At 64.8% G+C, this 25,746-nt stretch carries 29 protein-coding genes and 2 pseudogenes; 15 read left to right on the forward strand and 16 right to left on the reverse strand.

The annotated features are described in order from the left end of the window. The 5 genes and pseudogenes from AB7M16_RS29890 to AB7M16_RS29910 all read left to right on the forward strand — a co-directional run bounded on the left by AB7M16_RS29890 (position 1) and on the right by AB7M16_RS29910 (position 4,652). Complete coding sequence (locus tag AB7M16_RS29890; RefSeq protein ID WP_453946042.1) at positions 1-405, forward strand: ribulose bisphosphate carboxylase small subunit; 405 nt, start codon at positions 1-3, stop codon at positions 403-405. 97 nt (positions 406-502) lie between these two features. Beyond that, the gene (gene cbbX / locus AB7M16_RS29895; protein WP_453946044.1) at positions 503-1,438 is read left to right on the forward strand and encodes a CbbX protein; all 936 of its coding nucleotides are present in this window, start codon (positions 503-505) and stop codon (positions 1,436-1,438) included. Beyond that, positions 1,435-2,172 carry a ribulose-phosphate 3-epimerase gene (rpe, locus tag AB7M16_RS29900; protein WP_453946045.1) on the forward strand — a complete coding sequence of 246 codons (738 nt, stop codon included), beginning with the start codon at positions 1,435-1,437 and terminating at the stop codon, positions 2,170-2,172. Before cbbX ends, rpe begins: the two co-directional genes overlap by 4 nt. Before the next feature lie 244 nt (positions 2,173-2,416). After that, positions 2,417-4,274, forward strand: a pseudogene (locus AB7M16_RS29905) (putative bifunctional diguanylate cyclase/phosphodiesterase). Between the two features lie 165 nt (positions 4,275-4,439). Continuing rightward, positions 4,440-4,652 (forward strand): hypothetical protein, encoded by a 213-nt coding sequence (locus tag AB7M16_RS29910; RefSeq protein ID WP_439401065.1) that lies wholly within the window; start codon positions 4,440-4,442, stop codon positions 4,650-4,652. A 21-nt stretch (positions 4,653-4,673) separates the two neighbouring features. Here AB7M16_RS29910 and AB7M16_RS29915 read toward each other — a convergent pair whose 3' ends face one another. Next, the gene (locus AB7M16_RS29915; RefSeq protein WP_453946047.1) at positions 4,674-5,510 is read right to left on the reverse strand and encodes a universal stress protein; all 837 of its coding nucleotides are present in this window, start codon (positions 5,508-5,510) and stop codon (positions 4,674-4,676) included. 205 nt (positions 5,511-5,715) lie between these two features. On the opposite strand from AB7M16_RS29915, the gene AB7M16_RS29920 reads away from it, so the two are divergent. Together AB7M16_RS29920 and AB7M16_RS29925 are read left to right on the forward strand one after the other, a co-directional pair. Next, positions 5,716-7,251 carry a Do family serine endopeptidase gene (locus AB7M16_RS29920; protein ID WP_453946049.1) on the forward strand — a complete coding sequence of 512 codons (1,536 nt, stop codon included), beginning with the start codon at positions 5,716-5,718 and terminating at the stop codon, positions 7,249-7,251. Between the two features lie 263 nt (positions 7,252-7,514). Next, a complete protein-coding gene (locus AB7M16_RS29925) occupies positions 7,515-7,877 on the forward strand; it encodes a hypothetical protein (RefSeq protein ID WP_172787308.1) in 363 nt (120 codons plus the stop codon). Between the two features lie 6 nt (positions 7,878-7,883). Here the strand turns inward: AB7M16_RS29925 and AB7M16_RS29930 are convergent, their stop codons facing one another. After that, positions 7,884-8,192 (reverse strand): DUF6496 domain-containing protein, encoded by a 309-nt coding sequence (locus tag AB7M16_RS29930; protein ID WP_453946051.1) that lies wholly within the window; start codon positions 8,190-8,192, stop codon positions 7,884-7,886. A gap of 168 nt (positions 8,193-8,360) precedes the next feature. Continuing rightward, positions 8,361-8,555: a DUF3072 domain-containing protein gene (locus AB7M16_RS29935; protein ID WP_172787310.1), complete on the reverse strand. Its 195-nt coding sequence runs from the start codon at positions 8,553-8,555 to the stop codon at positions 8,361-8,363. Between the two features lie 115 nt (positions 8,556-8,670). On the opposite strand from AB7M16_RS29935, the gene AB7M16_RS29940 reads away from it, so the two are divergent. Then, positions 8,671-8,892, forward strand: a complete 222-nt coding sequence (locus AB7M16_RS29940) for a hypothetical protein (protein ID WP_172787311.1) — start codon at positions 8,671-8,673, stop codon at positions 8,890-8,892. Positions 8,893-8,988: 96 nt separating this feature from the next. On the opposite strand, the pseudogene AB7M16_RS29945 reads toward AB7M16_RS29940, so the two are convergent. Together AB7M16_RS29945 and AB7M16_RS29950 are read right to left on the reverse strand one after the other, a co-directional pair. After that, positions 8,989-9,232, reverse strand: a pseudogene (locus AB7M16_RS29945) (hypothetical protein). Between the two features lie 95 nt (positions 9,233-9,327). Next, a complete protein-coding gene (locus AB7M16_RS29950) occupies positions 9,328-9,591 on the reverse strand; it encodes a hypothetical protein (RefSeq protein WP_212254659.1) in 264 nt (87 codons plus the stop codon). 153 nt (positions 9,592-9,744) lie between these two features. Here AB7M16_RS29950 and AB7M16_RS29955 point away from each other — a divergent pair, with 153 nt between their 5' ends. Further along, a complete protein-coding gene (locus AB7M16_RS29955; RefSeq protein ID WP_453946053.1) occupies positions 9,745-9,966 on the forward strand; it encodes a hypothetical protein in 222 nt (73 codons plus the stop codon). Here the strand turns inward: AB7M16_RS29955 and AB7M16_RS29960 are convergent. After that, positions 9,963-11,450, reverse strand: a complete 1,488-nt coding sequence (locus AB7M16_RS29960) for an HWE histidine kinase domain-containing protein (protein WP_453946055.1) — start codon at positions 11,448-11,450, stop codon at positions 9,963-9,965. The genes AB7M16_RS29955 and AB7M16_RS29960 overlap by 4 nt on opposite strands. 13 nt (positions 11,451-11,463) lie before the next feature. Further along, positions 11,464-17,757, reverse strand: a complete 6,294-nt coding sequence (locus tag AB7M16_RS29965; RefSeq protein WP_453946057.1) for a HAMP domain-containing protein — start codon at positions 17,755-17,757, stop codon at positions 11,464-11,466. Between the two features lie 279 nt (positions 17,758-18,036). On the opposite strand from AB7M16_RS29965, the gene AB7M16_RS29970 reads away from it, so the two are divergent. After that, positions 18,037-18,330 (forward strand): hypothetical protein, encoded by a 294-nt coding sequence (locus AB7M16_RS29970; protein WP_172787317.1) that lies wholly within the window; start codon positions 18,037-18,039, stop codon positions 18,328-18,330. 3 nt (positions 18,331-18,333) lie between these two features. Here the strand turns inward: AB7M16_RS29970 and AB7M16_RS29975 are convergent, their stop codons facing one another. Next, on the reverse strand, positions 18,334-18,852 hold the full coding sequence (locus AB7M16_RS29975) for a DUF4142 domain-containing protein (RefSeq protein WP_453946059.1): 519 nt from the start codon (positions 18,850-18,852) through the stop codon (positions 18,334-18,336). Between the two features lie 96 nt (positions 18,853-18,948). Here AB7M16_RS29975 and AB7M16_RS29980 point away from each other — a divergent pair, with 96 nt between their 5' ends. The 3 genes from AB7M16_RS29980 to AB7M16_RS29990 all read left to right on the forward strand — a co-directional run bounded on the left by AB7M16_RS29980 (position 18,949) and on the right by AB7M16_RS29990 (position 19,661). Beyond that, entirely contained in the window at positions 18,949-19,143 is a 195-nt protein-coding gene (locus tag AB7M16_RS29980; protein WP_172787378.1) for a hypothetical protein, read from the forward strand. Positions 19,144-19,257: 114 nt separating this feature from the next. Continuing rightward, positions 19,258-19,386: a hypothetical protein gene (locus tag AB7M16_RS29985; protein WP_257187568.1), complete on the forward strand. Its 129-nt coding sequence runs from the start codon at positions 19,258-19,260 to the stop codon at positions 19,384-19,386. Positions 19,387-19,457: 71 nt separating this feature from the next. Beyond that, positions 19,458-19,661: a hypothetical protein gene (locus AB7M16_RS29990; protein WP_172787319.1), complete on the forward strand. Its 204-nt coding sequence runs from the start codon at positions 19,458-19,460 to the stop codon at positions 19,659-19,661. A gap of 144 nt (positions 19,662-19,805) precedes the next feature. Here AB7M16_RS29990 and AB7M16_RS29995 read toward each other — a convergent pair whose 3' ends face one another. Then, the gene (locus AB7M16_RS29995) at positions 19,806-20,051 is read right to left on the reverse strand and encodes a hypothetical protein (RefSeq protein WP_271500345.1); all 246 of its coding nucleotides are present in this window, start codon (positions 20,049-20,051) and stop codon (positions 19,806-19,808) included. A 162-nt stretch (positions 20,052-20,213) separates the two neighbouring features. On the opposite strand from AB7M16_RS29995, the gene AB7M16_RS30000 reads away from it, so the two are divergent. Beyond that, the gene (locus AB7M16_RS30000; RefSeq protein ID WP_271500348.1) at positions 20,214-20,381 is read left to right on the forward strand and encodes a hypothetical protein; all 168 of its coding nucleotides are present in this window, start codon (positions 20,214-20,216) and stop codon (positions 20,379-20,381) included. Here the strand turns inward: AB7M16_RS30000 and AB7M16_RS30005 are convergent. The 6 genes from AB7M16_RS30005 to AB7M16_RS30030 all read right to left on the reverse strand — a co-directional run bounded on the left by AB7M16_RS30005 (position 20,378) and on the right by AB7M16_RS30030 (position 24,616). Continuing rightward, entirely contained in the window at positions 20,378-20,866 is a 489-nt protein-coding gene (locus AB7M16_RS30005) for a DUF3147 family protein (protein WP_453946062.1), read from the reverse strand. The genes AB7M16_RS30000 and AB7M16_RS30005 overlap by 4 nt on opposite strands. Further along, positions 20,866-21,213, reverse strand: a complete 348-nt coding sequence (locus AB7M16_RS30010) for a DUF3147 family protein (RefSeq protein WP_453946064.1) — start codon at positions 21,211-21,213, stop codon at positions 20,866-20,868. Before AB7M16_RS30010 ends, AB7M16_RS30005 begins: the two co-directional genes overlap by 1 nt. After that, positions 21,210-21,794: a phosphatase PAP2 family protein gene (locus AB7M16_RS30015; RefSeq protein WP_453946066.1), complete on the reverse strand. Its 585-nt coding sequence runs from the start codon at positions 21,792-21,794 to the stop codon at positions 21,210-21,212. Before AB7M16_RS30015 ends, AB7M16_RS30010 begins: the two co-directional genes overlap by 4 nt. Positions 21,795-21,955: 161 nt before the next feature. Continuing rightward, positions 21,956-22,507 (reverse strand): DUF4142 domain-containing protein, encoded by a 552-nt coding sequence (locus AB7M16_RS30020; RefSeq protein WP_453946067.1) that lies wholly within the window; start codon positions 22,505-22,507, stop codon positions 21,956-21,958. Positions 22,508-22,592: 85 nt separating this feature from the next. Continuing rightward, positions 22,593-22,820 carry a hypothetical protein gene (locus AB7M16_RS30025; protein ID WP_172787326.1) on the reverse strand — a complete coding sequence of 76 codons (228 nt, stop codon included), beginning with the start codon at positions 22,818-22,820 and terminating at the stop codon, positions 22,593-22,595. An 8-nt stretch (positions 22,821-22,828) separates the two neighbouring features. After that, positions 22,829-24,616: a thiamine pyrophosphate-requiring protein gene (locus tag AB7M16_RS30030; RefSeq protein WP_453946069.1), complete on the reverse strand. Its 1,788-nt coding sequence runs from the start codon at positions 24,614-24,616 to the stop codon at positions 22,829-22,831. Between the two features lie 145 nt (positions 24,617-24,761). On the opposite strand from AB7M16_RS30030, the gene AB7M16_RS30035 reads away from it, so the two are divergent. Continuing rightward, positions 24,762-25,136 carry a PRC-barrel domain-containing protein gene (locus AB7M16_RS30035; RefSeq protein ID WP_172787328.1) on the forward strand — a complete coding sequence of 125 codons (375 nt, stop codon included), beginning with the start codon at positions 24,762-24,764 and terminating at the stop codon, positions 25,134-25,136. Between the two features lie 21 nt (positions 25,137-25,157). On the opposite strand, the gene AB7M16_RS30040 is transcribed toward AB7M16_RS30035, so the two are convergent. Then, on the reverse strand, positions 25,158-25,622 hold the full coding sequence (locus AB7M16_RS30040) for a winged helix-turn-helix transcriptional regulator (RefSeq protein ID WP_453946071.1): 465 nt from the start codon (positions 25,620-25,622) through the stop codon (positions 25,158-25,160). Positions 25,623-25,746: the final 124 nt, after the last annotated feature.

The raw sequence follows: 25,746 nt of genomic DNA on the forward strand, positions 1-25,746 counted from the left end.
ATGAAGATCACCCAGGGCTGCTTCTCGTACCTGCCGGATCTGACCGACGAGCAGATCACCAGCCAGGTGCAGTACTGTCTCGCCAATGGCTGGGCGGTGAACATCGAGTTCACCGACGATCCGCATCCCCGCAACACCTATTGGGAAATGTGGGGCCTGCCGATGTTCGATCTCCAGGACGCCGCCGGCGTGATGATGGAGCTCGCCGAGTGCCGCAGGGTCTATAGCGACCGCTACATCCGCATCAGCGGCTTCGATTCCGGCCACGGCTGGGAATCGGTGCGGATCTCCTTCCTCGTCAACCGGCCGAAGCAAGAGACGGAGTTCGAGCTGGTGCGCCAGGAGGTCGGTGGTCGCGCGATCCGCTACACCACGGCTCGAAAGCCGGCGCCCGCACCAGCTTAGGTCATCCGCTTCCGCGCGGAGCTCTCCCTGCTTCGTATCCTGGCGGACCACTGCTTCGCCGCCTCCCGCGGCGAAGCTCTTTTCTTCGAGGGTAGCCATGCTCGATGTCCCCCACGCAACCACGGCCGAACCAGGCAAGACCCAGTTCGATCTCCGCAAGGAGGCCGAGGCGGCCGGTATCACCGAGACGCTGCAGCAGCTCGATCAGGAGCTGATCGGGCTCAAGCCGGTCAAGAACCGCGTGCGCCAGATCGCCTCGCTGCTGCTGATCGAGCGCATCCGGCAGCGTGCCGGGCTGGCATCGGCGCCGCCGACGCTGCACATGTCGTTCACCGGCAACCCCGGCACCGGCAAGACCACCGTGGCGCTGCGCATGGCCAAGATCCTGCACGGGCTCGGCTTCGTGCGGCGCGGGCAAGTGATCTCGGTGACGCGCGACGATCTCGTCGGCCAGTATATCGGCCACACCGCGCCGAAGACGAAGGAGATATTGAAGAAGGCGATGGGCGGCGTGCTGTTCATCGACGAGGCCTATTACCTGCATCGTCCCGACAACGAGCGCGACTATGGCCAGGAATCGATCGAGATCCTGCTCCAGGTCATGGAGAACCAGCGCGAGGACCTCGTCGTGATCCTCGCCGGCTATGGCGAGCGGATGACGAGCTTCTTCGCCTCCAATCCCGGCTTCCGCTCGCGCATCGCCCACCACATCGAATTCCCTGACTATGCAGAGGCCGAGCTGCTCGTCATTGCCGAGCTGATGCTGAAGGAGCGCGGCTATCGCTTCTCGGCCGCGGCGCGCGAGGCGTTCGAGACATACATCGCGCTGCGCCGGACGCAGCCGTTCTTCTCCAATGCGCGCTCGATCCGCAACGCCGTCGACCGCATCCGCCTGCGGCAAGCCGATCGGCTGGTGTCCGATCTCGATCGCATGCTCGATGTCGCCGACCTCGAAACCATCGACCCGGCGGATGTCCTTGCAAGCCGCGTCTTCAGCGGCGGTCCGGTCGCGGAAAGGAGCGTGAAGGCATGACCAGCGAGATCCTTATTGCTCCCTCGATCCTGGCCGCAGACTTCGCGCGTCTCGGTGAGGAGATCGCGGCGATCGACGCGGCCGGCGCCGACTGGATCCATTGCGATGTCATGGACGGTCATTTCGTCCCCAACATCAGCTTTGGTGCTGACGTCATCAAGGCGATCCGGCCGCTGACGAAGAAGGTCTTCGACGTGCACCTCATGATCGCACCGGTCGATCCCTATCTCGAAGCGTTCGCAAAGGCGGGCGCTGACGTCATCACTGTTCACGCCGAAGCGGGTCCGCATCTCGACCGTTCGCTCCAGGCGATCCGGGCGCTCGGCAAGAAAGCCGGCGTCAGCCTGTGTCCTTCGACACCGGAGAGCACGATCGAATATGTGCTCGATCGTCTCGACCTCGTGCTGGTGATGACGGTCAATCCGGGCTTCGGCGGCCAGGCCTTCCTCGAATCCCAGCTCGACAAGATCCGGCGCATTCGCAGCATGATCGGCGACCGGCCGACCCGGCTCGAGGTCGATGGCGGCATCACGCGCGACAATGCTGCAGCGGTTGCCACCGCCGGTGTCGATACGCTGGTGGCGGGTTCCGCGGTGTTCCGCGGCAAGGGCAGCGCCGATTACGCCGCCAACATCGCCGCCATTCGGATCGCTGCGGAGGCGGGACGGGTTCCGAAACTGCAAGATAGTTCCGTACAGCCGAAGCGCGTAAGCGATGGAGGCCGTATCCGGTAGACTACGGGAGGTTCACGCATCGGAAGATCCGGCGTGCCGGTTGTCCCAAGCCGTGGCACTTTCGACGAAGTTAGCGGGCAAGTCTTTCAGGCCGGGGTAACCAACGGGTTTGACGCGAAGCTTCGATTAACGCCCGGGCAATGCTGTGCGTCGCAGTCTGCGGTCCAGGAACGCGAGAGAGCGCGGGGATGCGGATCCAGCAAATTGGCAGGCATGAGGCCTGTACGCGGCGCGAGGCGATGCCATGAGCATGCATCGCCTGTTCGCCGAGCAGCTTCGCTGCGCCACAGACGCCAGCGGAGGAGTCGATGTGGTCAAGCTGGGCGAACTCGTCAGCGCGGCCTATGTGGCTAGCGAGCGCGACCGCCAGCGAATGATCGAGGCACGCGCGCACACGCACGATGAGGTCGAGCAAGATCTGCTGCGGACGCAGGAGTTCCTCGACACTATCGTCGAAAACATCCCGATCGCCGTGTTCGCGAAATGCGCGAAGGATTCGCGCTACATCCTGCTCAACCGCGCCGGCGAGAGCTATTATGGCATGCCCCGCGAGCAGATGCTGGGCCGGACACCCGACGAGATCTTTCCGGCCGACGTCGCCCGTATCGTCAACGAGCAGGATCGTCGAGTCGTTGCCAGCGGCATGCCGATGTTCCTCGAGGAGCACCTGCTCGAAATAGGCGTCAAGGGTCACGACCGCGTCGTCAATTCACGCAAAATGCTGATCACCGATGACGCCGGCGATCCGCAATATCTGGTCGGCGTGATCGAGGACGTCACCGAGCGCGTCACCACCCGGGAACGCATCAGCCACCTGGCATATCATGATGCGCTGACCGACCTGCCGAACCGCAGCGCCTTCGCCGCGGCGCTCGACGAACGGCTGGAGCGGGCGCAGGAGGCGTCGACCAGTTTCGCCGTGCTGAGCCTCGATCTCGACCGCTTCAAGGAGGTCAACGACGTGTTCGGTCACCCCGTCGGCGACATGCTGATGCGGGCGACGGCCGACCGGCTTGCCGCGGAGGCCGAAGGCGCCTTCGTCGCCCGGCATCGGCGGCGACGAGTTCATGATCCTGATGCCCGACGATGCCACCCGTGAGGATGTTCTGACGCTGGCCGAACGCCTGGTCGAGACGATCGGCAAGGAGCTCGAGGTCGACGATTATCTCTCCCATGTGGGCCTCAGCGTCGGCATCGCGTTCTATCCGGACGATGGCGTGAACGCGGCGACGCTGCTTGCCAACGCCGACTCGGCTCTCTACCGCGCCAAGCGCGAGGGCAGGGGCCGGGTCCGCTGCTTCGAATCCGAGATGGACCAGGAGCTGCGCGACCGCAGGCTGTTGCAGCACGATCTGCGGCAGGCGCTGGAGCAGAACCAGCTCCTCGTCTATTTCCAGCCGCAGGCGCGGGTGGATGGCGAGGTCATCGGCTTCGAGGCGCTGCTGCGCTGGAATCACCCGACGCGGGGCTTCGTGCCGCCGGACCAGTTCATTCCGCTCGCCGAGGAGAATGGGCTGATCGTCGAGATCGGCGAATGGGTTCTGCGCGAGGCGTGCCGCGAGGCGGCATCCTGGCCCAGGCCGTTGCAGGTCGCGGTCAATCTGTCGCCGGTCCAGTTCCAGGCGGGCGATCTCGAGCGCTCGATCCACCAGATCCTGTTGGAGACGGGGCTGACGCCGACGCGGCTCGAGGTCGAGATCACCGAGGGCGTGCTGATCGGCGATTTCACCCGCGCGCTCGATCTGCTGCGGCGGCTGAAGGCGCTCGGCATCCGCATCGCCATGGATGATTTCGGCACTGGCTATTCCTCGCTGTCCTATCTGCAGTCGTTCCCGTTCGACAAGATCAAGATCGACCGCAGTTTCATCTCCAACCTGGAGGCGACGCCGCAATCGGCCGAAATTGTCCGCGCCGTCCTGAGCCTGGCGCACGCGCTGAAGATCCCGGTCGTTGCCGAGGGGGTGGAGACGGAAGCCCAGCGTGCTTTTCTGGCGCGCGAGGCCTGCGAGGAGATGCAGGGCTATCTCGTCGGCCGTCCCGACCTGATCGAACGCTATCTCGACCTGGTCGGCGTCGCCGTGGAGCGCCGCCTCTACGCCTAGGGTCGGGCACACAGTTCCAAGCAGACATTTGGAACTAAAATCCTTACCGGCGTTTCTCGAAAATTAACTTGGCTTAGGCGCGAGCGCTCAGCAAATGTTTTGCATAAGCGCCATCGGCCTGACGCAAATCAGGAGAATAAGCCTGTGAACGCGAGGGAGGGTCTCATGGAGAACGTACGTCGCTACCGGGCGCTGGCGTCCCTCTGCCGTCAGCAGGCGGCATATCGGCCGCTCCAGACCTGGGAACTCCTCGGCCAGGCCGAACATTTCGAATATCTCGCTGAAATCGAGCTCCAGGCGCATTTCGACGCGTGCAATGTGCACCGCGACAAAGACGCCGCCGCGCCGGCGACATGGAAAGCTCCCGTCGCGGCGTGACGGCGCCAAGCCGGGCTCGCCTCAATGGGACATCAGCGTCGGGACCGTCATGGCTTCCAGCATGGCGCGGGTGACGCCCCCGAGAACGCGCTCCTGCAACCGCGAATGGCCGTAGCCGCCCATCACCAGGAGATCCAGGCTCTCGTCGGCCGCCAGCGACAGGATGATCGGCTGAATGTCGGCGCGGGTTGCCGTCCGGCCGACGATGCGGGTCGACAGTCCGCGCCGGCCGAGATGTCTGGCCAGGCCGCGTGCTGAAGCTTCACCGGCGACGGCGTCGGTCTCGTTGACGCTGATGATCACGATCTCTTCGGCGCGGGCCATGAACGGGGCTGCGTCGCGCATGGCGCGGGCGGCAAGGCGACTGCCGTCCCAGCAGATGCCGATCCGGTTCGCCTTGAAGGCTCCTCGAAACGTGTAGGGCAGGAACAGCACCGGGCCGCCCGCCTGGAATAGGATCTCGCCGGGCACGTCGTTGTCGAACGCGCCTTGCGCCGGATCGGGCTGGAGCACGATGCTGAGGTCGTGCAAACGCGCCATCTCGCCGAGCGAGCCGGCTGCATCCACCGGGATCGCGCCGAGCGCGTGGCAGGTATAGGAGATGCCGGCGTTCGCCGCCTCGCTCTTGAATACCGCGAGCGCAGCCTCGGCCCGCTCCACGGCGCGCTCGCGCTCCAGCTCGAACACGGCCGCCACGGCCGCGCCACCTTCCATGACGTAGGCTGCACTGGTGGCGACATAGCCGACCGCGACCGCGTCGAGATGCGCGTTGAACTTCGCCGCGAGCGAGATCGAGCCCTCGATCGCAGGACGCATGGGACGTTCGGTGGGAATGTGGACGAGAATGTCTTTGTACATGGCGCGCCTCCGCTGAGCATCATCGGATGGTCGCAGTTTTTCACTGCGCGAAGGCGGCGCGTTGAGCTGCATCAAACCTCGGGATAGCCTGCTGCGCCCGCTCATCCATTCTTTGCCGAGATTTAATCGGACGGACGGGACGCCGTAAGGTGGCAGCGACCATGTTGAGGGCAAGGCGACACCTGCTCAACATGGATATTTCGACATGAACGATCGCGTCAATTCCGACATCACCACGTCTCGCAACATCTTGCGGCCGCGCCGGCTCGCGCTGCTCGGCACCGTGGCCGCGCTGGGCGTGGCCGCCCTGGCCATTGCGCCGGGCGCTTCGCCGTACGGCATCACCTCCTTGATTGCGCCGGCTCAGGCGGCCGAAGCCGTCGCGACGCCGCCCGGCTTCGGCGATCTCGTCAGCAAGGTCAAACCCGCAGTGATCTCGGTCCGGGTCAAAATCGACCAGGACAACGACAAGAGCGCGATGCTGCAGCAGAACCGGATGGATTCGGACGAGGACACGCCGTTCGACCAGTTCTCGCGGCAGTTCGGCTTCCGCTTCCCGGGCGGTGCGAACGGCATGCCGCGCCAGCGCCACCAGATGATCACGGGCGAAGGCTCCGGCTTCTTCATTTCCGCGGACGGCTATGCCGTGACCAACAATCACGTCGTCGATCGCGCCCAGTCCGTGCAGGTGACGATGGACGACGGCACGACCTACACCGCGAGGGTCGTCGGCACCGATCCGAAGACCGATCCCGCGCTGATCAAGGTCGAGGGCAAGAAGGACTTTCCGTTCGTCAATTTCTCCGACCAGAAGCCGCGCATCGGCGACTGGGTGGTCGCCGTCGGCAATCCCTTCGGTCTTGGCGGCACCGTGACCGCGGGCATCGTCTCGGCCAGCGGGAGGGATATCGGCAATGGTCCTTATGACGACTTCATCCAGATCGATGCGCCGATCAACAAGGGCAATTCCGGCGGCCCGGCCTTCGACATGAACGGCAACGTGATCGGCGTGAACACTGCGATCTTCTCGCCCTCGGGCGGCTCGGTCGGCATCGGCTTCGATATCCCGGCTTCGACCGCCAAGCTCGTCGTCGCGCAGCTGAAGGACAAGGGCGCGGTGACCCGCGGCTGGCTCGGCGTGCAGGTGCAGCCGGTGACCTCGGATATGGCCGACAGCCTCGGCCTGAAGGAGGCACGCGGCGCGATCGTCGACAATCCGCAAGATGGCAGCCCGGCGGCGAAGGCCGGCATCGAGGCGGGGGACGTCATCACCGCCGTCAATGGCACCGCGATCAAGGATTCTCGCGATCTCGCCCGCACCATCGCCGGCTTAGCGCCGGGCACGTCCGTGAAGCTCGATGTCTTCCGCAAGGGTGGCAGCAAGACCGTGACCCTGGCGCTCGGCGAGTTGCCGAACGAGCGGCAGGCCAAGGGCAACGAGGGCATGGGGCAGCCGGGTGCCGGCATGCCGCGCCTCGGCCTCAGCCTGGCGCCGGCAGGTGACGTTCAGGGCGCAGGCCAGAACGGCGTGGTCGTCACCGAGGTTGATCCGCAAGGCCCGGCCGCGCAACGCGGCATCCGGACCGGCGACGTCATCCTCAATGTCGGCGGCAAGGCTGTCAGCAGTGTCGGCGAGGTGCGCTCCGAGCTGGCGCAGGCCAAATCGTCGGGCAAGCGCAGCGTGCTGCTGCAGATCAGAAGCGCGGAGGCCACCCGCTTCGTCGCGGTGCCACTCGCCTAACGCGAACCTCGACCGCTACAAATCCAGAAAGGCGGCCTCGGGCCGCCTTTCGCACACGAGCTCGCCAGGTCCGATAACATTCTCGTTAACGGCAGGTAGGGTGACCGGGTGCGTCCGAAAAAGCCGTGTTCGCTGATCACACTCGCCAGGTGCCTCGGTGCTCTGCGGCAACGTCGCCGCTGAGAGGGGTTGCAAGCGTGGAACTTCGAACCTCGCGGCGCTTTGTGGAACTCGCCGGCGGTTCACATGAGATCGGTGCCGACATGGATCGATTGAAGGTCTCGCTGAGGAGTGCGCTGCTGGTGGCGCCATTGGTGCTCTCAGGCGGAAACGCCCTCGGGCGCGACGACGGCCGCTACGCGGATTCCCCTCTGAAGCCATGGTTCGACAGTTTGCGCAGCCATCTCGGTCCGTGCTGCTCGGATGCGGACGGTTTCGCCGTCGCCGATCCCGACTGGGAGTCGCACAACGGGCGTTACCGTGTGCGGCTCGACGGGCAGTGGATCGACGTGCCGGATGAAGCCGTCATCACCGAGCCGAACCGGGCCGGCCGCACCATGGTGTGGCCGGTCAAGACTGCGTTCGGGATTTCGATCCGCTGCTTCATGCCGGGGAGCATGATCTGAGACCGGTCAGCGCGACCGTTTGGATGATTTGCGCTTCGATGATTTCTTGCTCGATGATTTCCTGGACGACGTCCTCGACGATTTCTTGGACGTCTTCTTGGCGGTCTTGCGCTTCGAAGCCTTCTTCGGGACCTTCTTGCCCTTCTTGCGTGCCTTCGACAATCCGATCGCGATCGCCTGCTTGCGGCTCTTGACGCGGCCGCCGCGCCCGCCACGGCCGCTCTTCGCGGTGCCCTTCTTGTAGCGCCGCATCTCGCTGGCGACATCGCTGCCCGAGCTGCTTGAGTAGCGGCGTTTCTTTGCCTTGCGTGCCATGCATGTTCTCCCTCGGCGAGGAGAACCATTCGGCACAACCATGGTTCCGGGAGCGCGGGCGGCGCAGCTAAAGCGCGATGCGATTAGGATGAACCGTCATCGCGCTTTAGGCTATTGTTCGAGCATGATCTCTTCGGAAAATCGCCGCACACTTTTCCGGACCATGCTCTAGAAGGAATTTGCCAGCTCGATCTCCGCTTCCAGCGCCTGGATGCGCCGTGCGGCCTCGCTAAAGGACAGATCCCGCGCATATTGGCCGGGCTGATAGGCCTCATCGCTCAGCCGCTTCAGCTTCAGGCCCTGCGCCCGCGTCATCTGCTCGCCAAGTACAAATCTGGCGTCGTATTTACCTTGAACCTGCATCTGGCGTCTCCGTCCTGAAATCGTGACTTGACTATATGTTCTTATTTTGTTCTAACAAGCCATGGACAACAGAATTAATGAAATTCGACGTAAAATCAGAGCCTTGAGGCTTGAGATGGCCGACGTCGAGGCGTCGGTGCGCGACCTCGTCGAGCGCGATCGCGACTGCACGGAAAGGGCCCTGGCGCAGATGGACCTGCGCCGGAAAATCAACCTCCTGATTGCCGAATGGAAGGCGGCCGGCGGCAGCGACGTTCTGCCTGACGTCCGCGACCGGGTGCGCCTTCGTCCCGTGAAGACAGGCGGCAATCCCGCGCGCGCAGCCGAGCGCCGCTGAGATCGTTGGCGCCGGATACCGCCAAGTGCCGACCCCAAGATGAGATGGAAGACAGAGGGTCCCGCAATGGCGGGGCCCTCCATGATTTGGGAGCGCCTATTTAGTGTTGGTCATGCTGCCCTTGTTCGTCATGGTGCCGCTCTGATCGGAGCCCGGGCCGGCGCCGCCTTGGCCCGTGGGGTCAGCGCCCTTGGAAGACTTGGTGTTGGCGCCGGTGGTCTGCGACGATGACGTCGAGGATCCATGCTTGGCCTTGTGCGACTTGGCCTGGGCGGCGAACGGCGTGGCGGCAAGGCCGGGTTGCTACCATGACGGCGAGAGCGAGCTTGGTCGTGTTCATGCGGGGGAACTCCCTGTGTTAAATTGACGCAGGCAGCAAACCGCGCCTCGCGGCAGGAGTTCCCGGCAAGGCATCTTCCGTGCGTCACGCACGCTTCAAGTTTGCTTGTCCTCGGCCAGGATGAACACGGCGCCGGTGAGCGTCGCGCCGATCGCGAAGGTCGTTACCAAGGTGAGGGCGAAGACCGTCGCGGCCTGGCCCCCGCCGTTGTTCAGCAGGTTGGCCACGGCTGGATTGGACAGGACGAGCGTGAGGCTGAAGGTGAGGCCGAGCGCTGCGCCCATCATTGCATGCGTCATCAGCCTGATAAGGCCGCTGGCAGAGATCAGCTCGGACGACTTCTTGTTGTTGGTGCGCATGCGACGGCATCCCGAACTGCCACGCCAACGCGCTCGTGATTCCCTGGTTCCGTTCCGCTGAAGGAATTGTCATCGCCCGCTTCATCCGGCGTTCATGCCGGGCTTGCCAAGATGAGCGCCGGCAAAACGGGAACATCGACGGGGAACATCGACATGGGTAAGGTCGTCTTTCTTTACCGCTCGCTGGCCTATCGCAACGCAGCCGCGGACATCCTGCGCAAGGCGCGCAAGCTCCCGCGTGGCGCGGAGCGGAGCGCGGCTCGCCGCTACGCGAGGGCGCTGCGCGATCTCGCGCGAACGGAAGCCTGGCTCGAAGGGCGCGTCGCGCGCGAACCGCGCACGGCTCAGCGCATGACGAGCGCAGCGTCCGGCTAGCCGGATGCGCGCTGCAATTCGGCAGCGCCCGCGGTGTCGAACTTGCCGGGTGCGGTCGTCGCGCTCTTGCGTGTCAACGGCACCTCCAGACGACACAACAGGCCCTCGGCGCGCCAATCGAACTGCGCCTGTCCGCCAAGCTGGGACTCGATGCTCGCAAGCAGGCTTCGCGTGCCGAAGCCGCGGGATTTCGGGGTCTTGACCAGGGGACCGCCGGATTCCTCCCAGCTCAGCGTGAGCCGCTCGGCGTCGACCTGCCAGTCGATCGCGAGCCGCCCCGATCGGGTCGAGAGCGCGCCGTACTTGGCCGAGTTGGTGAAGAGCTCGTGCAATGCGAGCGCCAGCGTCTGGGCCGTCGCCGGCACCAGCTGAACTTCGGGCCCTGCCAATTTGATCTGGCCGCCGAGCGAATAGGGCGCAAGCTCCTCGTCGATCAGCCTGGAGAGCTCGGCGCCCTGCCAGCTCGACAACGACAGGATGGTGTGCACGCGCGCCAGTGCATTGATGCGCCCCTCGACGGCGTTGACATAGGCCTTGACCTCGTCGGCCCGGGTGAGGCGGACGATCGATTGCGCCAGCGCCAGCGCGTTCTTGGCGCGGTGATCGACTTCCCGCGCCAGCAGGTTCTGCCGCTCCTCGGCCCGCTTGCGCTCGGTGATGTCGACGGTCACGCCGCTGACGCGCACCACGCGCCCGCTCTCGTCCATCGTCGCAGCCGCCGTGCCGACGCACCAGCGCACCTCGCCGTCGGGCCGCACGATGCGAAACTCCGTCTCGTAGGCGCGCGTGCCCTTGTTGAATTCCGCGATCGCCTTGCGCAACTGATCGACGTCGTCGGGGTGCAACAGGGCCTGAACGCTGGCCGGAGTGACCTCGAAATCCTCGGGGCTGACGCCGAAGATGCGGTATTGCCCCTCGTCCCACATCCAATCGCCGCTGATCCAGTCCCAGTCCCAGGACCCCATCTTGCCGGCCGCGATCGCCATGCTGCGCCGTTGCTCGCTCTCGCGCAGCTTCGCGGTGGAAGCCTCCAGTTCCGCGGTGCGGGCGCGGACGCGGTCCTCGAGCTCGTGGTTCAGCCGTTCGAGCTCGCGCGTCTTGCGGTAGAGCTCGGCAAACACCTTGATCTTGGCGCGAAGCACCTCCGGCACGACCGGCACCGGCACGTAATCGACCGCGCCCATCTCGTAGCCGCGCAGCCGGTCGATGTCGCTGACCTGGATGGCTGAGATGAAGATCATCGCGGTCTTCTGAAAGCGCGGATGCTCGCGGATCATCGCGGCGAGCTCGAAGCCGTCGAGCTCGGGCATGCAGACGTCGACCAGGATCACCGCGATCTCGGTCTTGAGCAGCACCTCCAGCGCCTCGCGGCCCGAGGAGGCGATCACGAGGTTCTCGCCGAGATCCTTCAGGATCACCTCATAGGCGAGCAGCTTGGCCGGCTGATCGTCGACGAGCAGGATGTTGACCTTTTCCTGGTCCATACGCGGGTCCAACTCAGCGATGCAGCCACATGCGGATCGCAAGCAGCAATTGGTCGGTGTTGACCGGCTTGGCGAGGTAATCGGACGCGCCGGCTTCGAGGCACTTCTCGCGGTCGCCCTTCATCGCCTTGGCGGTCAACGCGATGATCGGCAGACGGGAGAAGGCCGGGTTCTCGCGGATCACGCCGATGGTCTGGTAGCCATCCATCTGCGGCATCATGATGTCCATCAGCACGATCGCGATCTCCGGATTGGATTCGACCAGTGTCACCGCCTCGCTGCCCGTCGTCGCCGTCAGCACTTTCATGCCGCGTCGTTCCAGCACGCTGGACAGGGCGAAGATGTTGCGGGCGTCGTCGTCGACGAGCAGGGCGGTCTTGCCGATCAGGTCCTCGTCGGAACTGTTCAGCTTCTCCAGCATGCGCTGCTTCTCGACCGGCAGCTCCGTGATCACGCGATGCAGGAACAACGCGGTCTCGTCGAGCAGGCGCTCGGGCGATTCCACGCCCTTGACCACGATGCTGCGCGCCATGGTGTGGAGCTCGGCATCCTCCTCGGCGGAAAGCTCGCGGCCGGTGAACACCACGACGGGGATGTTCGACAGCGCCTCGTCGTTGCGGATCTGATCGAGCACCTCGAAGCCGCTCATGTCGGGCAGCCTGAGGTCGAGCACCACGCAATCGCAGGGCTGCTCGCGCAGCGTCGTGAGCGCGCCGGCCCCGGTATCCGTGGCCAGGATCTCGATGTCGTCGTGGTGCAGCAGCTCGCGGATCGAGAGCTGCTCGGCCTCGTTGTCCTCGACGATCAAGAGCCGCTTGCGCCGCGGCCGCGCATATTCCTTGATCTGCGTCAGCGCGGCCGAGACGCCCTCGGTCGTCGTCGGCTTGTTGACGAAGGAGAATGCGCCGCGCGCCAGCGCATGCTGGCGGTCCTCGTCGAGCGTAATGATCTGGACCGGGATGTGGCGGGTGAGCGGATTGTGCTTGAGCTGGCTCAGCACGGTCCAGCCGAGCATGTCGGGCAGGAAGACGTCGAGGGAGACGGCCGTCGGCTGGTACTGCTTGGCGAGCTCGAGGGCCTCGGCGCCGCGCGCGGCGACCAGGACCTTGAACCCCTTGTCGCGGGCCAGATCGACCAGCACGCGGGCATAATGGGGGTCGTCCTCGACGATCAGGAGGATGGTGTCGCCGGGCTCGAGGTTGAGGCGGTCGTCGGGCAGCTGCTCGATGACGCGCTGCTGGTCAGGCGCGGCCGGCTGCAGCGCCGGCGGCTGGCTGTATTGCTGCGGCGCTGGCGCCCGCGGCGCGAGGGTCGGGCCGGAATATTTCAAGGGCAGATAGAGCGTGAAGGTCGAGCCCTTGCCCGGCGCGCTGCGCAGGTGGATCTCGCCGCCGAGCAGGCTGGCCAGCTCGCGGCTGATCGCAAGGCCGAGGCCGGTGCCGCCATATTTGCGGCTGGTGCCGGCGTCGGCCTGCTGGAACGCCTCGAAGATCAGCTTCTGCTTCTCCAGGGGAATGCCGATGCCGGTGTCGGACACTTCGAAGGCGATCACGGCCGGCGCGGAGTTCAGCACCGGATGATCCGTCCCCCAGCCGCCGATGGCGCCGGTGACCTGCAGGCGCACTTCGCCGTCGGCGGTGAACTTGAAGGCGTTGGAGAGCAGGTTCTTCAGAACCTGTTGCAGCCGCTTGGAGTCGGTCACGATGCTGCGCGGCAGGTTCGGATCGACGTCGATCTTGAACGACAGGTTGCGGTTGTCCGCCTCGTGCCGGAACGGCCGGCCGACGGTCTCGAGCAGGTTCGCGGTCAGGATTTCCTCGGCGTCGACCGTCACGGTGCCGGACTCGATCTTGGAGAGATCGAGAATGTCGCTGATGAGGTTCAAGAGGTCGGTGCCGGCGCCGTGGATGGTGCGGGCGAATTCGACCTGCTTGGCCGAGAGGTTGCCATCGGGGTTGTCGCTGAGCTGCTGCCCGAGGATCAGGATCGAGTTCAGCGGCGTGCGCAGCTCGTGGCTCATATTGGCGAGGAATTCGGACTTGTACTTCGACGTCAGCGCGAGCTCGGTCGCCTTCTCCTCGAGCGCGCGGCGGGCCTGCTCGATCTCCTGGTTCTTGCGCTCGACTTCGACGTTGCGCTCGGCGAGCTGCTGCGCCTTCTGCTCGAGCTGGTCGTTGGTCTGCTGCAATTCGCGCTGCTGGGTCTGCAGCTCGCCGGCGAGCTGCTGCGACTGCTTGAGCAGACCTTCCGTCTGCATCGTGGCCTCGATCGAGTTGAGCACGATGCCGATGGAGTCGGTGAGCTGCTCCAGGAACGTCATCTGCGAGGTCGTGAAGGAGACGAGCGAGGCGAGCTCGATCACGGCCTTGACCTGGCCTTCGAACAGGACCGGCAGCACGACGAGGTTCTTCGGCGCGACGCGGAACAGCGCCGAGTTGATCGGCACCACGTCCGACGGAATGTCGGAGACGACGCGCGGCCGCTTGTCGAAGGCGCACTGGCCGATCAGGCCTTCGCCGAACTGCAGCACCGGCTGATAGGGGTAGACGCCGTCGCTGGCGTAGGAGGCGAGCAGCAGGAGCTGGGGATCGTTCTCGTTCTCGACCTGGTAGATCACGCCGGTGTGGGCGTTCACCAGCGGCGACAATTCGGTGAGCAGCAGCCGGCCGACGGTGGTGAGGTCGCGCTGGCCCTGGAGCATGTTGGTGAACTTGGCGAGGTTGGTCTTCAGCCAGTCCTGTTCCGTGTTCACGTCCGTCGTGAGACGGAGGTTGGTGATCATCGTGTTGATGTTGTCTTTCAGCTCTGCCACTTCGCCGCGGGCGTCGACCTGAATCGACCGCGTCAGGTCGCCCTTGGTCACCGCGGTTGCGACTTCCGCGATCGCGCGCACCTGCGAGGTCAGATTGGCCGCGAGCAGGTTGACGTTGCCGGTGAGGTCCTTCCAGGTGCCGGCGGCGCCGGGCACGTTGGCCTGGCCGCCGAGCCGGCCTTCGACGCCGACCTCGCGCGCCACCGAAGTCACCTGATCGGCGAAGGTCGCGAGCGTCTCGGTCATGTTGTTGATGGTGTCGGCGAGCGCCGCGACTTCGCCCTTCGATTTCACGGTGAGGTTCTGCTTCAGATCGCCATTGGCGACCGCGGTCACCACCTTGACGATGCCGCGGACCTGCTCGGTCAGGTTCGCCGCCATGAAGTTGACGGTGTCGGTGAGATCCTTCCACGTGCCGGCGACGCCGGGCACCTGGGCCTGGCCGCCGAGCTTGCCCTCGGTGCCGACCTCGCGCGCGACACGCGTCACTTCGCCGGCGAAGGCGTTGAGCTGGTCCACCATGGTGTTGATGGTGTTCTTCAGCTCGAGGATTTCGCCCTTCACGTCCACGGTGATCTTGCGCGAGAGGTCGCCGCGCGCGACCGCCGTGGTGACTTCGGCGATGTTGCGGACCTGGGTGGTGAGGTTCGCAGCCAAGAGGTTGACGTTGTCAGTGAGGTCCTTCCAGGTGCCGCCGACGCCGGGCACGACGGCCTGGCCGCCGAGCCGGCCTTCGGTGCCGACCTCGCGCGCCACGCGCGTGACTTCGGCGGCGAAGGAGCGGAGCTGCTCGACCATGGTGTTCAGGGTGTCCTTGAGCAGCAGGATCTCGCCGCGCACGTCCACCGTGATCTTCTTCGACAGGTCGCCGCCGGCAATGGCGGTCGCGACCTCGGCGATGTTGCGGACCTGCGCCGTCAGGTTGGAGGCCATGAAGTTGACGTTGTCGGTGAGGTCCTTCCAGGTGCCGGCGACGCCGGGCACTTCGGCCTGGCCGCCGAGCTTGCCCTCGGTGCCGACCTCGCGCGCCACGCGCGTGACTTCGCCGGCAAAGCCGTTGAGCTGGTCCACCATGGTGTTGATGGTGTTCTTCAGCTCGAGGATTTCGCCCTTCACGTCGACGGTGATCTTGCGCGACAAGTCGCCACGCGCCACCGCGGTCGTGACCTCGGCGATGTTGCGGACCTGGGCGGTGAGGTTGCCCGCCATCGAGTTGACGCTGTCGGTGAGATCCTTCCAGGTGCCGGCGACGCCGGGCACGTTGGCCTGACCGCCGAGGCGGCCTTCGGTGCCGACCTCGCGCGCCACGCGCGTCACCTCGCCCGCGAAGCGGTTGAGCTGATCGACCATCGTATTCAGCGTGTCCTTCAGCTGAAGGATCTCGCCGCGCACGTCCACGGTGATCTTGCGCGACAGGTCGCCGCCGGCGATCGCGGTCGCGACCTCGGCGATGTTGCGGACCTGGGCGGTGAGGTTGCCCGCCATCGAGTTCACGGAGTCGGTCAGGTCTTTCCACGTGCCGGCGACGCCGGGCACGTCGGCCTGGCCGCCGAGCTTGCCGTCGGTGCCGACCTCGCGGGCAACGCGCGTGACTTCGCCGGCGAAGGCGTTGAGCTGGTCGACCATGGTGTTGAGCGTTTCCTTCAGCTGAAGGATTTCGCCCGACACGTTCACCGTGATCTTCTTGGACAAGTCGCCCTTCGCCACCGCGGTTGCGACCTCGGCGATGTTGCGGACCTGGCCGGTGAGGTTCGAGGCCATCGAGTTGACGCTGTCGGTGAGGTCCTTCCACGTGCCGCCGACGCCGCGCACCACCGCCTGGCCGCCGAGCTTGCCTTCGGTGCCGACCTCGCGCGCCACGCGCGTGACTTCGCCGGCGAAGGCGTTGAGCTGGTCCACCATGGTGTTGATGGTGTCTTTCAGCTCCAGAATTTCGCCGCGCACGTCCACGGTGATCTTCTTCGAGAGGTCGCCGCCGGCGACTGCGGTGGTCACCTCCGCGATGTTGCGGACCTGCGCGGTCAGGTTCGAGGCCATCGAGTTGACGCTCTCGGTCAGGTCCTTCCAGGTGCCGGCGACGCCGAGCACGTTGGCCTGGCCGCCGAGCCGGCCCTCGGTGCCGACCTCGCGCGCGACGCGCGTCACTTCGCCGGCGAAGGCGTTGAGCTGGTCGACCATGGTGTTGAGCGTCTCCTTCAGCTGAAGGATTTCGCCCGAGACGTTCACCGTGATCTTCTTCGACAAATCGCCGCTCGCGATGGCGGTCGCGACGTCGGCGATGTTTCGGACCTGCGCGGTCAGGTTCGAGGCCATGAAGTTGACGTTGTCGGTGAGGTCTTTCCAGGTGCCGGCCACGCCGGGCACCTGGGCCTGACCGCCGAGCTTTCCTTCCGTGCCCACCTCGCGCGCGACGCGCGTGACTTCCGAGGCGAACGAGTTGAGCTGGTCCACCATGGTGTTGATGGTGTCCTTCAGCTCGAGGATTTCGCCGCGCACGTCCACCGTGATCTTGCGCGAGAGGTCGCCGCGCGCCACGGCGGTGGTGACGTTGGCGATGTTGCGCACCTGTGCGGTGAGGTTACCGCACATCGCGTTGACCGAGTCCGTCAAGTCCTTCCAGGTGCCGGCGACGCCCGGCACGATGGCCTGGCCGCCGAGCTTGCCGTCGGTGCCGACCTCGCGCGCAACGCGCGTCACTTCGGAGGCGAACGAGCGCAGCTGGTCAACCATCGTGTTGATGGCTTCCTTGAGCTGGAGGATCTCGCCGCGGACGTCGACCGTGATCTTCTTGGAGAGGTCGCCGTTGGCGACCGCGATCGTCACCTCGGCGATGTTGCGAACCTGGTTGGTCAGGTTGTTCGCCATCGAGTTGACGCTCTCGGTGAGGTCTTTCCAGACGCCGGTCACCTCGGGCACCTGGGCCTGGCCGCCGAGCTTGCCCTCGGTGCCGACCTCGCGCGCGACGCGCGTCACCTCCGAGGTGAACACGCCGAGCTGCTTGATCATGGTGTTGACGATGGTCGCCGACTGCAAGAACTCGCCGCCGAGCGGACGGCCGTCGACGTCGAGCTTGACGGTCTGCAGCAGGTCGCCTTGTGCCACGGCGGCGACGGCGCGCGTCACCTCGCGCGTCGGCCACAACAGGTCGTCGATCAGCGTATTGACCGAACCTTCCATGTCGGCCCAGGAGCCGGAGGCGAGGCCGAACTTCACGCGCTGGCGGGTCTTGCCTTCGCGCCCCACCACCTGGCCGACCAGCTCGAGCTGCTGTGCCATGCGCTGGTTGGCTGCGATGATTTCGTTAAGAGTGTCGGCAATTTTGCCGTCAATGCCGAGATAGTCGCCGCTCATGCGGACCGAAAAGTCACCGCTGCGCATCGCCTGCAAGGCGAGTAGCAGTTCGCCCCGCGAATCCGACTCGGACGTACCGTTGATTTTTGGCTTTGGGACGCGACGACCGGAGCGTGATGCAGTTCCGGGATCGAGGTCGCTCATACTGATTCCCCCGCAGGCGTCGGCCGAATCCGAGGCAAGACGCGTTGGTCGAATAGAGCGTCAGCCAAATTCGAAATCAAGCGCCAACGTATGGCGCCGGGAAATGGAACCCGCTTTGCTCAGCCCGACCGAGCTAACGACGATGCCCCGATTTGGTTCCACACCGCTCGGAAAGAAAATGCCTCCCGGGTCCGGTCGCCCCCTGCGTCCGTCAGCGCCCATCCTTCGGAACGGAGCGCCGAGCCCGACGGTTAGCCAGCGCAGACAGGGAGAACGGATATGAAAGCAGGACTTGCCGCCATCGCCATTATCGTGCTTGCCGCGGGATCGGCCCTGGCGCAGGGCGGTGCGCCGAGCGGGCGCGGGTCGGTGACGGGCGACCCCGCCGCAAGCTCCGCCAACCCGCGGGCGGACACGCCGACCACCGGAGCGGCCACCCGCTCGAATCCAAGCGGAAGCGGCACGTCGTCGTCCGGCGGCAAGGACGACAACGGCGATGCAGGCCGCGACAAGATGCCGGAGAGTGACCGCACCGTGCGGCCGCAAAGCCAGCAACGTCCGAGCGACAAGTAGAGGCTATTTGTCCGCCATGGTGCGCTCGGCGTCCCTGACCTGCGCGCGCAGCAGCGGCAGCTGTTCGCGCGCGAACGCTGCGAGCGCCGCGTTGTCGGGCGCCACCAGGTAGCGCTCGAGCAGGCCGATGATGGATTCATATTCGGGAATCTGCGCCGCATAGAAGCTTCTGACGTAGGCCGGGCCGTCCGACATTTCGGGCTCGACGAGGCTCGCGCTTGGAGAGGCGAGTGCTGCCTTTCCGATTTGCAGTTCCGCGCCGATGGCCTCCTGGACCTCTTTCAGCTTCTTGTCGCGCTTGACCGCTTCCTCGGCGCGCAAGGCGGCGAGATTCTTGACCTCCGCGTTGCCCTTGAGGTCGGTGTTCTCGAGCAGCCCCTGTTGAAACCGGCTGAAATTGTAGACGGCGCTGATCACCTCGATCGCGGAGGGTGGCCGTTCGCCGGGCTTTCGTTCGGCAACGCTGTCGGCAAGCGCCGAGGTGCTGATGAATGCCAGGATGATTGCGGCGACAACTCGCATCGATCTTCAATGACCAACTCCGTGCGAAAGTTCCCTGAACCATTACGATCCGGTAAGCGGGTTGCGACGCAGGAGTTCCGTCCCCACGTCTTTTATATGAAACAGTCTGACATCTTCCGAGACAATGCCGACAATTGTCTTCAGCTTGCCGAGCGTGCCGACGGACAGCCCGCCCATAAGCGCTATTCGCGCATGGCCGACGCCTGGACGGCGCTGGCCAACGAGCAGGATTGGCTCGATGGCGAAATTTCGCCCGTCCCGGCTCATGCAGCCCCAAAGCGGAACGGGTGAGCTCGGCCTCACGAACCTGCATGTGAGACCGCTCACGGAAGGCACGCAACTGATTTGGGATCATCCGGGGAACGTCGATCGCGGCGATTTCCAGTTGCAGAAGGAGGTTTGGCGATGGCTCCACGTCTGGCTCTTCTTTCCCTCATTCTCGCCTTTGGCGTCTCCGTCGCCTTCGCGACGGTGACGACGGTGCGACAGGTGCATCTCGAGAACGCATCTGCCGTTCACGCCGCGCGCAGCTGATTGCAGCAGCGGAACATTCGCGGCCGTAATGCGTAAGCGCTCCGACACATCAGGAGAAGCGAGAACGCATCATGGCCCATTCCGACCAAGGCATCGTCAAGGACAAGCGTGGGGAGGTGCAGCCACGCGACAAGGAACGTGCGCAATCCGTGCACAAGACGGATCCGAAAGGCTCGCCCTCGCGTGAAGCGACGCGCGATCCCAAGCTGAACGACAACAGCAAGACGCCGGGCTCCGGCGCCATGCCGGACGGCTCGAGCGACGCCACAGGCTAGCTCTCACCAGGAACGAATTCGCGCGGGAAGAGTCGACGGATTGCTTCCGGTAGTCATGCCCCCGGTGCGCCGGAAGCATCTCCAAGGACGGCCCTGGCACCCACCGTGCCGGGGTCGTTTGCTTGTGGAAGAGGCTTATGTGCGTCAGCCGCCGCCGCTCTCCGGATCCCCCTGAGTATGTCCCTCAGGCCCGCGGCCGAACACGCCGAAGCTGCTCGACTTCACGCCGGCAGCGGCATCGACGCCCACAGCGGCCAGTCCGAACTTGAGGAGTTCGCGGACGGCTGCCGCCCGCGTCGGCATGCGGTGTTTGAACCGGAAATCGTCGACGGCGGCCAACTCTTCCGGCGAGAGCATGACCTGAAGGCGCTCGGCGCGAAGGTCGTTCATGGCGATCACGCAAATTGAGTAGGTTGAGTAGTTTACTCAACGAACCAACTTGGTGAGAGTTCCGCGAAACCCGACAAAGCCTCCAAATGAGTAAGAAAATGAAATCAATGATTTAGAAACGCGGCACGCCGTGAGGCATTGTTCCCGGAAGGGAGAGAGACCATGACGGACGAAGTCAGGTTGCCTCGCAAGCTTTCCGAAGAGCCCGCGGCGCCCGGGCCGGTGCGGCCAAGCCAGCAGAAGATCATCGATGAGGTCGAGCGCTGGGCCAACAGCCCGGGCCTCCAGCCGCCGCAATCGCAGCCCTCGACGGGGGCGAAAGCGAACTAGGGCTTCGCGTAGCGAGAGCCCGTTGCCGACGGCGAATGGCCTGATCGGCGCGATTTGTGGGAGACAATGCGAAGCTTGCGCCTGAGCCACCATGCCGACACGGAAACGATGGCCCAGACCGTCAGCGCCGCGATGAAAGCGAATACGGCGCTTGCCTCGACGATGGCATAGAAGATGGCGGCGAACGCGGCGAGGCCGATGCTGCCGAGTGCGGCACCTGCGGCGTCGAGCGCCGCCGCCTTCTGCCCGCGACGGCGCCCGCTCAGGCCGGCCTTCTCCTTGGCGTGACGCTCGTGGCTTTCGATCAGTGTCGCGCTGGCGCAGAAGACGGCCGGAAGAGCAAGAAAGAGCCCGCCGACGGCCGTGCCGAACTTCGAGCCGATAACGCCCGCGAGCACCGTGGCACCGCCGCCGAGCAAGAAGCGAATGGCGTACTCGTACCACCGCGTTTGTTTCAGCGCCGATGTCGATAGCTTCACCAGCATCAGGCCGCACCTCCCAGGCCGGCGAGCAGGCCGAAGGCGACCACGAGCCATGCGGCAAAGGCGAGGATCGTTGCTGGAAGCGCGCCGAGACTGAGCCTCATCAGGAGGTGGCAGACCACGATGCTGTAGCAGGCGAGCGCGATGGCGCCATAGATCATCGTCCAGCTCTCGGCCGCAGCATATTGCGGGCCGTGCTGGACCACGGCGATGCCGAGAGTAGCCAGCGCCACCGACGGCGCTGCGCCAAGCAGCCCGGCAAAGCTCTTCGGCCGCAGCATGTCACCCAAGATCGCGAAGACGGATACGATCAGACCGCCGGCGACGAAGCGCACGAGATACTCGGTCATGGCTGTCCCTCCGAGCCCTCGCGCCGCTGCCGTGACGTCGCCAGTGTGAACGGCCTGAGCAATCGCTCGACGATGATGCCGAGCGTGAAGCCTGCCACGACGTCGCTGGCCCAGTGCGCGAGCAGCGCGAGGCGCGTCAGGGACAGCGCTACGGCAAAGGAGCGCGCCAGGCTGCGGCGAGCCGGCGGCAACAGGCCGGCGGCCGAGGCAAGCGCGCCCATATGCACGGCGTGACCTGAGGGAAATGCGTCGCGGGCCCGCCCCGAAAAGGGAACACCGCGCCAGTGGCCGCTCACCGTCAGCCGGTCGGGCCTCGTTTGATCGAACACGGATTTCAAGACATGCGGCAACACGGCCGTCACCAGCGACACGATCAGAACGTGATCGGCCAGGGGGCGCTGCTGCGGATGCCGGAGGCGGGTGTAGAGCCATCCCGTCGCCGCGAGTGCGACCAGGATATGCTCGTCGGCACCCCAGGTCAGGGCCTGGGCGGCATGCTCGAGCCCCGAGTTGGTATTGTGCGCGATCTCGTTGGCGATCGCCGTATCGATCCGGGTGGGTTTGACTGTTACTAAGGCCATCGGTCCGTCGGCGAGATATCCTCCATGACGGTTTTGTAAAGCCTGGAGACAAGGAAGGTTCCTGGGCGCAACCGACAGGCCCGCGCAGCGGCAGCGCGATGACGTTTCTCATCGCGCTGCCGGGAAGGACGCCGGGACGGCCGGCGTCCTGCAGCAATGCGTTACTTGGTTTGGCCGACGCTCGGCGCCCTGCCGAGGTTCTTGGCCATGTCGAGGTGGTGCTTCAACGCCGGGAGTGTCTTGCCGGCCCAATCCTTGAGCTCGGCATTGTCGCCACCCTTGGCGTAACGTTCGAACAGCGACACGGCATCTTCATGCGCGCTGACCTGATAGGAATTGTAGTCCGAGCTGAAATCCTTGCCGCTCGCATTCTTGAGCTTGTCGATCTTGCTCTGATGCGAGCCGTCGAGCGCCGTCGGCAGCGTGGCCTGAACCTTGCCATTGCCGACCAGTCCCTTGAGCTCGCTGCTCGTCTTGGTGTGATCGGTGATCATCTGCTGCGCGAAGGTCTTCTCCTCCGCGTTGCCCTTCTGCTGAGCAAGCTTGCTTGATTCGATCTCGAACATGTCGCTGATCGCGACCTGGGTCACGAAGTCGGCGGTTGCAGGCGCAACGCCGAGCACCGAATTCACGCCGGTCTTTTCGCCGAGCGACTGGGCGAGGGCCGGGCCTGCGAGAACCATGCAGGCAAGCGCGATGATTGTGCGTTTCATGGTCAAATCCTTCCGATAGGTCGCGCGGCCGCTTGCCGGCGATGTGCGCCGACCAACACGCCGCCGGGGCCGAGGTTCCTAACGGCTAATCCGCGGGATTGCGTCCGGTGCGCGGATTGATCGGATCTGTCGGCTTGCGTCGAAGCCGCTCGGGCAGGAACGGTTCGGCCGGCGCAGCGGTTGCGTCGGCCCGGACGTCAGCATGGCGCTGCGCCCGCTCGTGCGGCGTCCGATTGTCGTTGATGTGGTACTTCACGTCCACGCCATCGACGGGGTCGTTGACGCCGTGCCTGATATCGCGGAAGTCACTCATGGCTCACCTCATTGTTTTCCGGGCAGAATCGATTCCAGCACCTGCCGCGCGGCTCCCTTGATCATCCCGCTTTCGTTCGGGTCGCCCTTCATCAGGGCGAGCGAGAAGTTCTTGGCCTGCTGCAAGGTGATGTGCGGCGGCAGCGGCGGCACCTCGGGATCGGTTTTCACCTCCAGCACGACGGGCATCTCGCTCGCAAGCGCCTGCTCCCAGGCCGAGCCGAGCAGCTGTGGGCTGTCGACGAAGATGCCGCGCAGGCCGATCAGCTCGGCGAAGCGCGAATAGGAGACATCGGGAATGCGCTGCGAAGCCTCGAACTTGGGATCACCGTTGATGATGCGCTGCTCCCAGGTGACCTGATTGAGATCCTCGTTGTTGAAGACGCACACGACGAAACGCGGGTCCTTCCAGTCGCGCCAATACTTCGCAGCGGTGATCAGCTCGGCCATGTTGTTCATCTGCATGGCACCGTCGCCGACGAGTGCAATCACGGGGCGGTCGGGATGGGCGTATTTGGCCGCGAGCGCGTAAGGCACCGCAGCGCCCATCGAGGCGAGGCCGCCGGACAGCGAGGCCGTCATGCCGCGCCGCATCTTGAGGTCCCGCGCGAACCAATTGGCGCATGAGCCGGAATCGCTGGTGATGATGGCCCGGTCGGGCAGGCGCGGAGACAATTCCCAGGCGACGAGCTGTGGATTGACCGGCGCGGCGGGCTGATGCGCGCGGTCATCCAATGTCTTCCACCATGTCGCGACATCCTCCTGGATGCTCTGGCGCCAGGCGCCGTCGCTCCGGGGCTTCAGCCGCGGCAACAAGGCGCGCAGCGTCTCGGCGGCATCGCCGACGAGGCCGACCTCCATGGGAAAGCGGATCGACATCAGGCTGGCGTCGATGTCGATCTGCACACCGCGCGCGCTGCCTTCCTTCGGCAGGAATTCGGCGTAGGGAAAGGCCGAGCCCACCATCAGCAGCGTGTCGCATTCCATCATCATGTTGTAGCTGGGCTCGGTGCCGAGCAGGCCGATCGAGCCGGTGACCCATGGCAGGTCGTCGGGCAGCGCGGCCTTGCCGAGCAATGCCTTGGCGCAGCCGGCCGACAGCCGGTCGGCGACCGCAATGACGTCGTCGGTGGCGCCAAGTGCGCCGGCGCCGACGAGCATCGCGACCTTCTTGCCGGCATTGAGGATCTCCGCGGCACGGTCGAGATCGGCATCACGAGGGATGACTTTAGGTGCGCTGTAACCGACGCCGGAGTGCAGCGTGCCGTGCGCGCGCGGCGGGTCCTCGTAAGGCTCCTCCTGCAAGTCGTTGGGCAAGATGATGACGGTCGGAGTCCGCCGCGCCAGTGCGATCCGCACCGATCGATCAATCAGGTGTCGCACTTGTGCAGGCGAGGAGGCCTGCATGACATAGGCACCTGCGACGTCCTTGAACATCGAGAGAAGGTCGAGCTCCTGCTGATAGTGACCGCCAAGCGCATTGCGAGCCTGCTGGCCGACGATCGCCAGCACCGGCTGGTGATCGAGTAGCGCGTCGTACAGCCCGGTGACGAGATGCGAGGCGCCGGGACCGGAGGTCGCAATGCAGACACCGAGCTCGCCCGAGAATTTCGCGTAGGCGGTTGCCATGAACGCCGCCATCTCCTCGTGCCGCGCCTGCACGAAGCCGATCTTGCCGTCGGCCCGGTTCATCGCACCGAACACGCCGTTGATGCCGTCGCCGGGATAGCCAAAGATGTGGCGCACGCCCCATTGGTGCAGGCGCTGAATGATGAAGTCGGAGACGGTCTGGGACATTGCGGGCGGCTCTCTTTGTTGCGGCCTCGGTCGTCTCAGAGAACCGGTTCTTTGTGGCGATGTTCCCAAGCATTTGCGGAACACGCGCCGGAACGATCGCTCACCCCTTTCGGTTGATTCCCAAATGGCTGAGTGGAGAATGACGATGCTGAATCAGGGTGAACTGGACCGCAACGAGATGGGCCGGCTGATCGGAAGCGACAAGGTCGAGGGAACCGCCGTCTACGGCGCCGATCGTAACAAGATCGGATCGATCGAACGGGTCATGATCGACAAGATCAGCGGCAAGGTCTCTTATGCAGTGCTTGGTTTCGGCGGCTTTCTCGGCCTCGGCAATGATCACTATCCGTTGCCCTGGCAGTCGCTGAAGTACGACACCGAGCTCGGCGGTTACGTAACCGCGATTACCGCCAAGGATCTGGAAGGCGCGCCGAAATATAGTGAGAAGACCGACTGGAACTGGGGCGATGACGCCGCCGTGCGCGGCATTAACTCCTATTACGGCGTTCCCTTCGCCTGAGCTTTGTGAGGTGCGCCTCACTCAGCCGGCCACTTCCCTCCGCCCCGGGCCCGCATGCACATGCACCTGCCTGGCATGCAGCACTTCGCCGCATTCCGAGCACACCATGACGGGGTCGAACAGCTTGCCGCAGCTCTTGTGCTCATGCAGCAGCGGGCGGCCGCGCTCGTCGCCCATATGGGTGTCGCCCCAATGCACCATCGCCATGATGATCGGGTAGAGGTCGAGCCCCTTTTGGGTGAGGATGTATTCGTAGCGCTTCGGCGCCTCGGAATAGGGGACGCGGCGCAGGATGCCGAAGCGGACCAGCTTCTTCAGCCGTTCCGAGAGAAGATGGCGCGTGATCTGGAGCGAGGATTGAAAGCCCTCGAAACGCCGTACGCGCAAGAAGCACTCGCGCAGGATCAGCAACGTCCAGCGGTCGCCGATCACGGCGACGGTGCGGGCGAGCGAGCAGGGCTCTTCCTCAAGCGTGTCCCATTTCATGATGCGGTTTCCTGCAGGTCGTCAGTCTGAAAAAGGAACTAAGTTGATCAGTCAGAGAGATTTATGCCGAAAGCTAGCATTCGGCTGCTCAGTTTGACAGTTCTATTTTTGAACTATAGCCTCC

The organism is Bradyrhizobium sp. USDA 372 (genome assembly GCF_053629095.1).

Excerpts from the sequence above, each read along its gene's own strand:
- AB7M16_RS29890 (WP_453946042.1), top strand. The coding sequence starts at position 1 with ATGAAGATCACCCAGGGCTGCTTCTCGTACCTGCCGGATCTGACCGAC.
- cbbX (WP_453946044.1), top strand. The coding sequence starts at position 503 with ATGCTCGATGTCCCCCACGCAACCACGGCCGAACCAGGCAAGACCCAG.
- rpe (WP_453946045.1), top strand. The coding sequence starts at position 1,435 with ATGACCAGCGAGATCCTTATTGCTCCCTCGATCCTGGCCGCAGACTTC.
- AB7M16_RS29910 (WP_439401065.1), top strand. The coding sequence starts at position 4,440 with ATGGAGAACGTACGTCGCTACCGGGCGCTGGCGTCCCTCTGCCGTCAG.
- AB7M16_RS29915 (WP_453946047.1), bottom strand. The coding sequence starts at position 5,510 with ATGTACAAAGACATTCTCGTCCACATTCCCACCGAACGTCCCATGCGT.
- AB7M16_RS29920 (WP_453946049.1), top strand. The coding sequence starts at position 5,716 with ATGAACGATCGCGTCAATTCCGACATCACCACGTCTCGCAACATCTTG.
- AB7M16_RS29925 (WP_172787308.1), top strand. The coding sequence starts at position 7,515 with ATGGATCGATTGAAGGTCTCGCTGAGGAGTGCGCTGCTGGTGGCGCCA.
- AB7M16_RS29930 (WP_453946051.1), bottom strand. The coding sequence starts at position 8,192 with ATGGCACGCAAGGCAAAGAAACGCCGCTACTCAAGCAGCTCGGGCAGC.
- AB7M16_RS29935 (WP_172787310.1), bottom strand. The coding sequence starts at position 8,555 with ATGCAGGTTCAAGGTAAATACGACGCCAGATTTGTACTTGGCGAGCAG.
- AB7M16_RS29940 (WP_172787311.1), top strand. The coding sequence starts at position 8,671 with ATGGCCGACGTCGAGGCGTCGGTGCGCGACCTCGTCGAGCGCGATCGC.
- AB7M16_RS29950 (WP_212254659.1), bottom strand. The coding sequence starts at position 9,591 with ATGCGCACCAACAACAAGAAGTCGTCCGAGCTGATCTCTGCCAGCGGC.
- AB7M16_RS29955 (WP_453946053.1), top strand. The coding sequence starts at position 9,745 with ATGGGTAAGGTCGTCTTTCTTTACCGCTCGCTGGCCTATCGCAACGCA.
- AB7M16_RS29960 (WP_453946055.1), bottom strand. The coding sequence starts at position 11,450 with ATGGACCAGGAAAAGGTCAACATCCTGCTCGTCGACGATCAGCCGGCC.
- AB7M16_RS29965 (WP_453946057.1), bottom strand. The coding sequence starts at position 17,757 with ATGAGCGACCTCGATCCCGGAACTGCATCACGCTCCGGTCGTCGCGTC.
- AB7M16_RS29970 (WP_172787317.1), top strand. The coding sequence starts at position 18,037 with ATGAAAGCAGGACTTGCCGCCATCGCCATTATCGTGCTTGCCGCGGGA.
- AB7M16_RS29975 (WP_453946059.1), bottom strand. The coding sequence starts at position 18,852 with ATGCGAGTTGTCGCCGCAATCATCCTGGCATTCATCAGCACCTCGGCG.
- AB7M16_RS29980 (WP_172787378.1), top strand. The coding sequence starts at position 18,949 with ATGAAACAGTCTGACATCTTCCGAGACAATGCCGACAATTGTCTTCAG.
- AB7M16_RS29985 (WP_257187568.1), top strand. The coding sequence starts at position 19,258 with ATGGCTCCACGTCTGGCTCTTCTTTCCCTCATTCTCGCCTTTGGCGTC.
- AB7M16_RS29990 (WP_172787319.1), top strand. The coding sequence starts at position 19,458 with ATGGCCCATTCCGACCAAGGCATCGTCAAGGACAAGCGTGGGGAGGTG.
- AB7M16_RS29995 (WP_271500345.1), bottom strand. The coding sequence starts at position 20,051 with ATGAACGACCTTCGCGCCGAGCGCCTTCAGGTCATGCTCTCGCCGGAA.
- AB7M16_RS30000 (WP_271500348.1), top strand. The coding sequence starts at position 20,214 with ATGACGGACGAAGTCAGGTTGCCTCGCAAGCTTTCCGAAGAGCCCGCG.
- AB7M16_RS30005 (WP_453946062.1), bottom strand. The coding sequence starts at position 20,866 with ATGCTGGTGAAGCTATCGACATCGGCGCTGAAACAAACGCGGTGGTAC.
- AB7M16_RS30010 (WP_453946064.1), bottom strand. The coding sequence starts at position 21,213 with ATGACCGAGTATCTCGTGCGCTTCGTCGCCGGCGGTCTGATCGTATCC.
- AB7M16_RS30015 (WP_453946066.1), bottom strand. The coding sequence starts at position 21,794 with ATGGCCTTAGTAACAGTCAAACCCACCCGGATCGATACGGCGATCGCC.
- AB7M16_RS30020 (WP_453946067.1), bottom strand. The coding sequence starts at position 22,507 with ATGAAACGCACAATCATCGCGCTTGCCTGCATGGTTCTCGCAGGCCCG.
- AB7M16_RS30025 (WP_172787326.1), bottom strand. The coding sequence starts at position 22,820 with ATGAGTGACTTCCGCGATATCAGGCACGGCGTCAACGACCCCGTCGAT.
- AB7M16_RS30030 (WP_453946069.1), bottom strand. The coding sequence starts at position 24,616 with ATGTCCCAGACCGTCTCCGACTTCATCATTCAGCGCCTGCACCAATGG.
- AB7M16_RS30035 (WP_172787328.1), top strand. The coding sequence starts at position 24,762 with ATGCTGAATCAGGGTGAACTGGACCGCAACGAGATGGGCCGGCTGATC.
- AB7M16_RS30040 (WP_453946071.1), bottom strand. The coding sequence starts at position 25,622 with ATGAAATGGGACACGCTTGAGGAAGAGCCCTGCTCGCTCGCCCGCACC.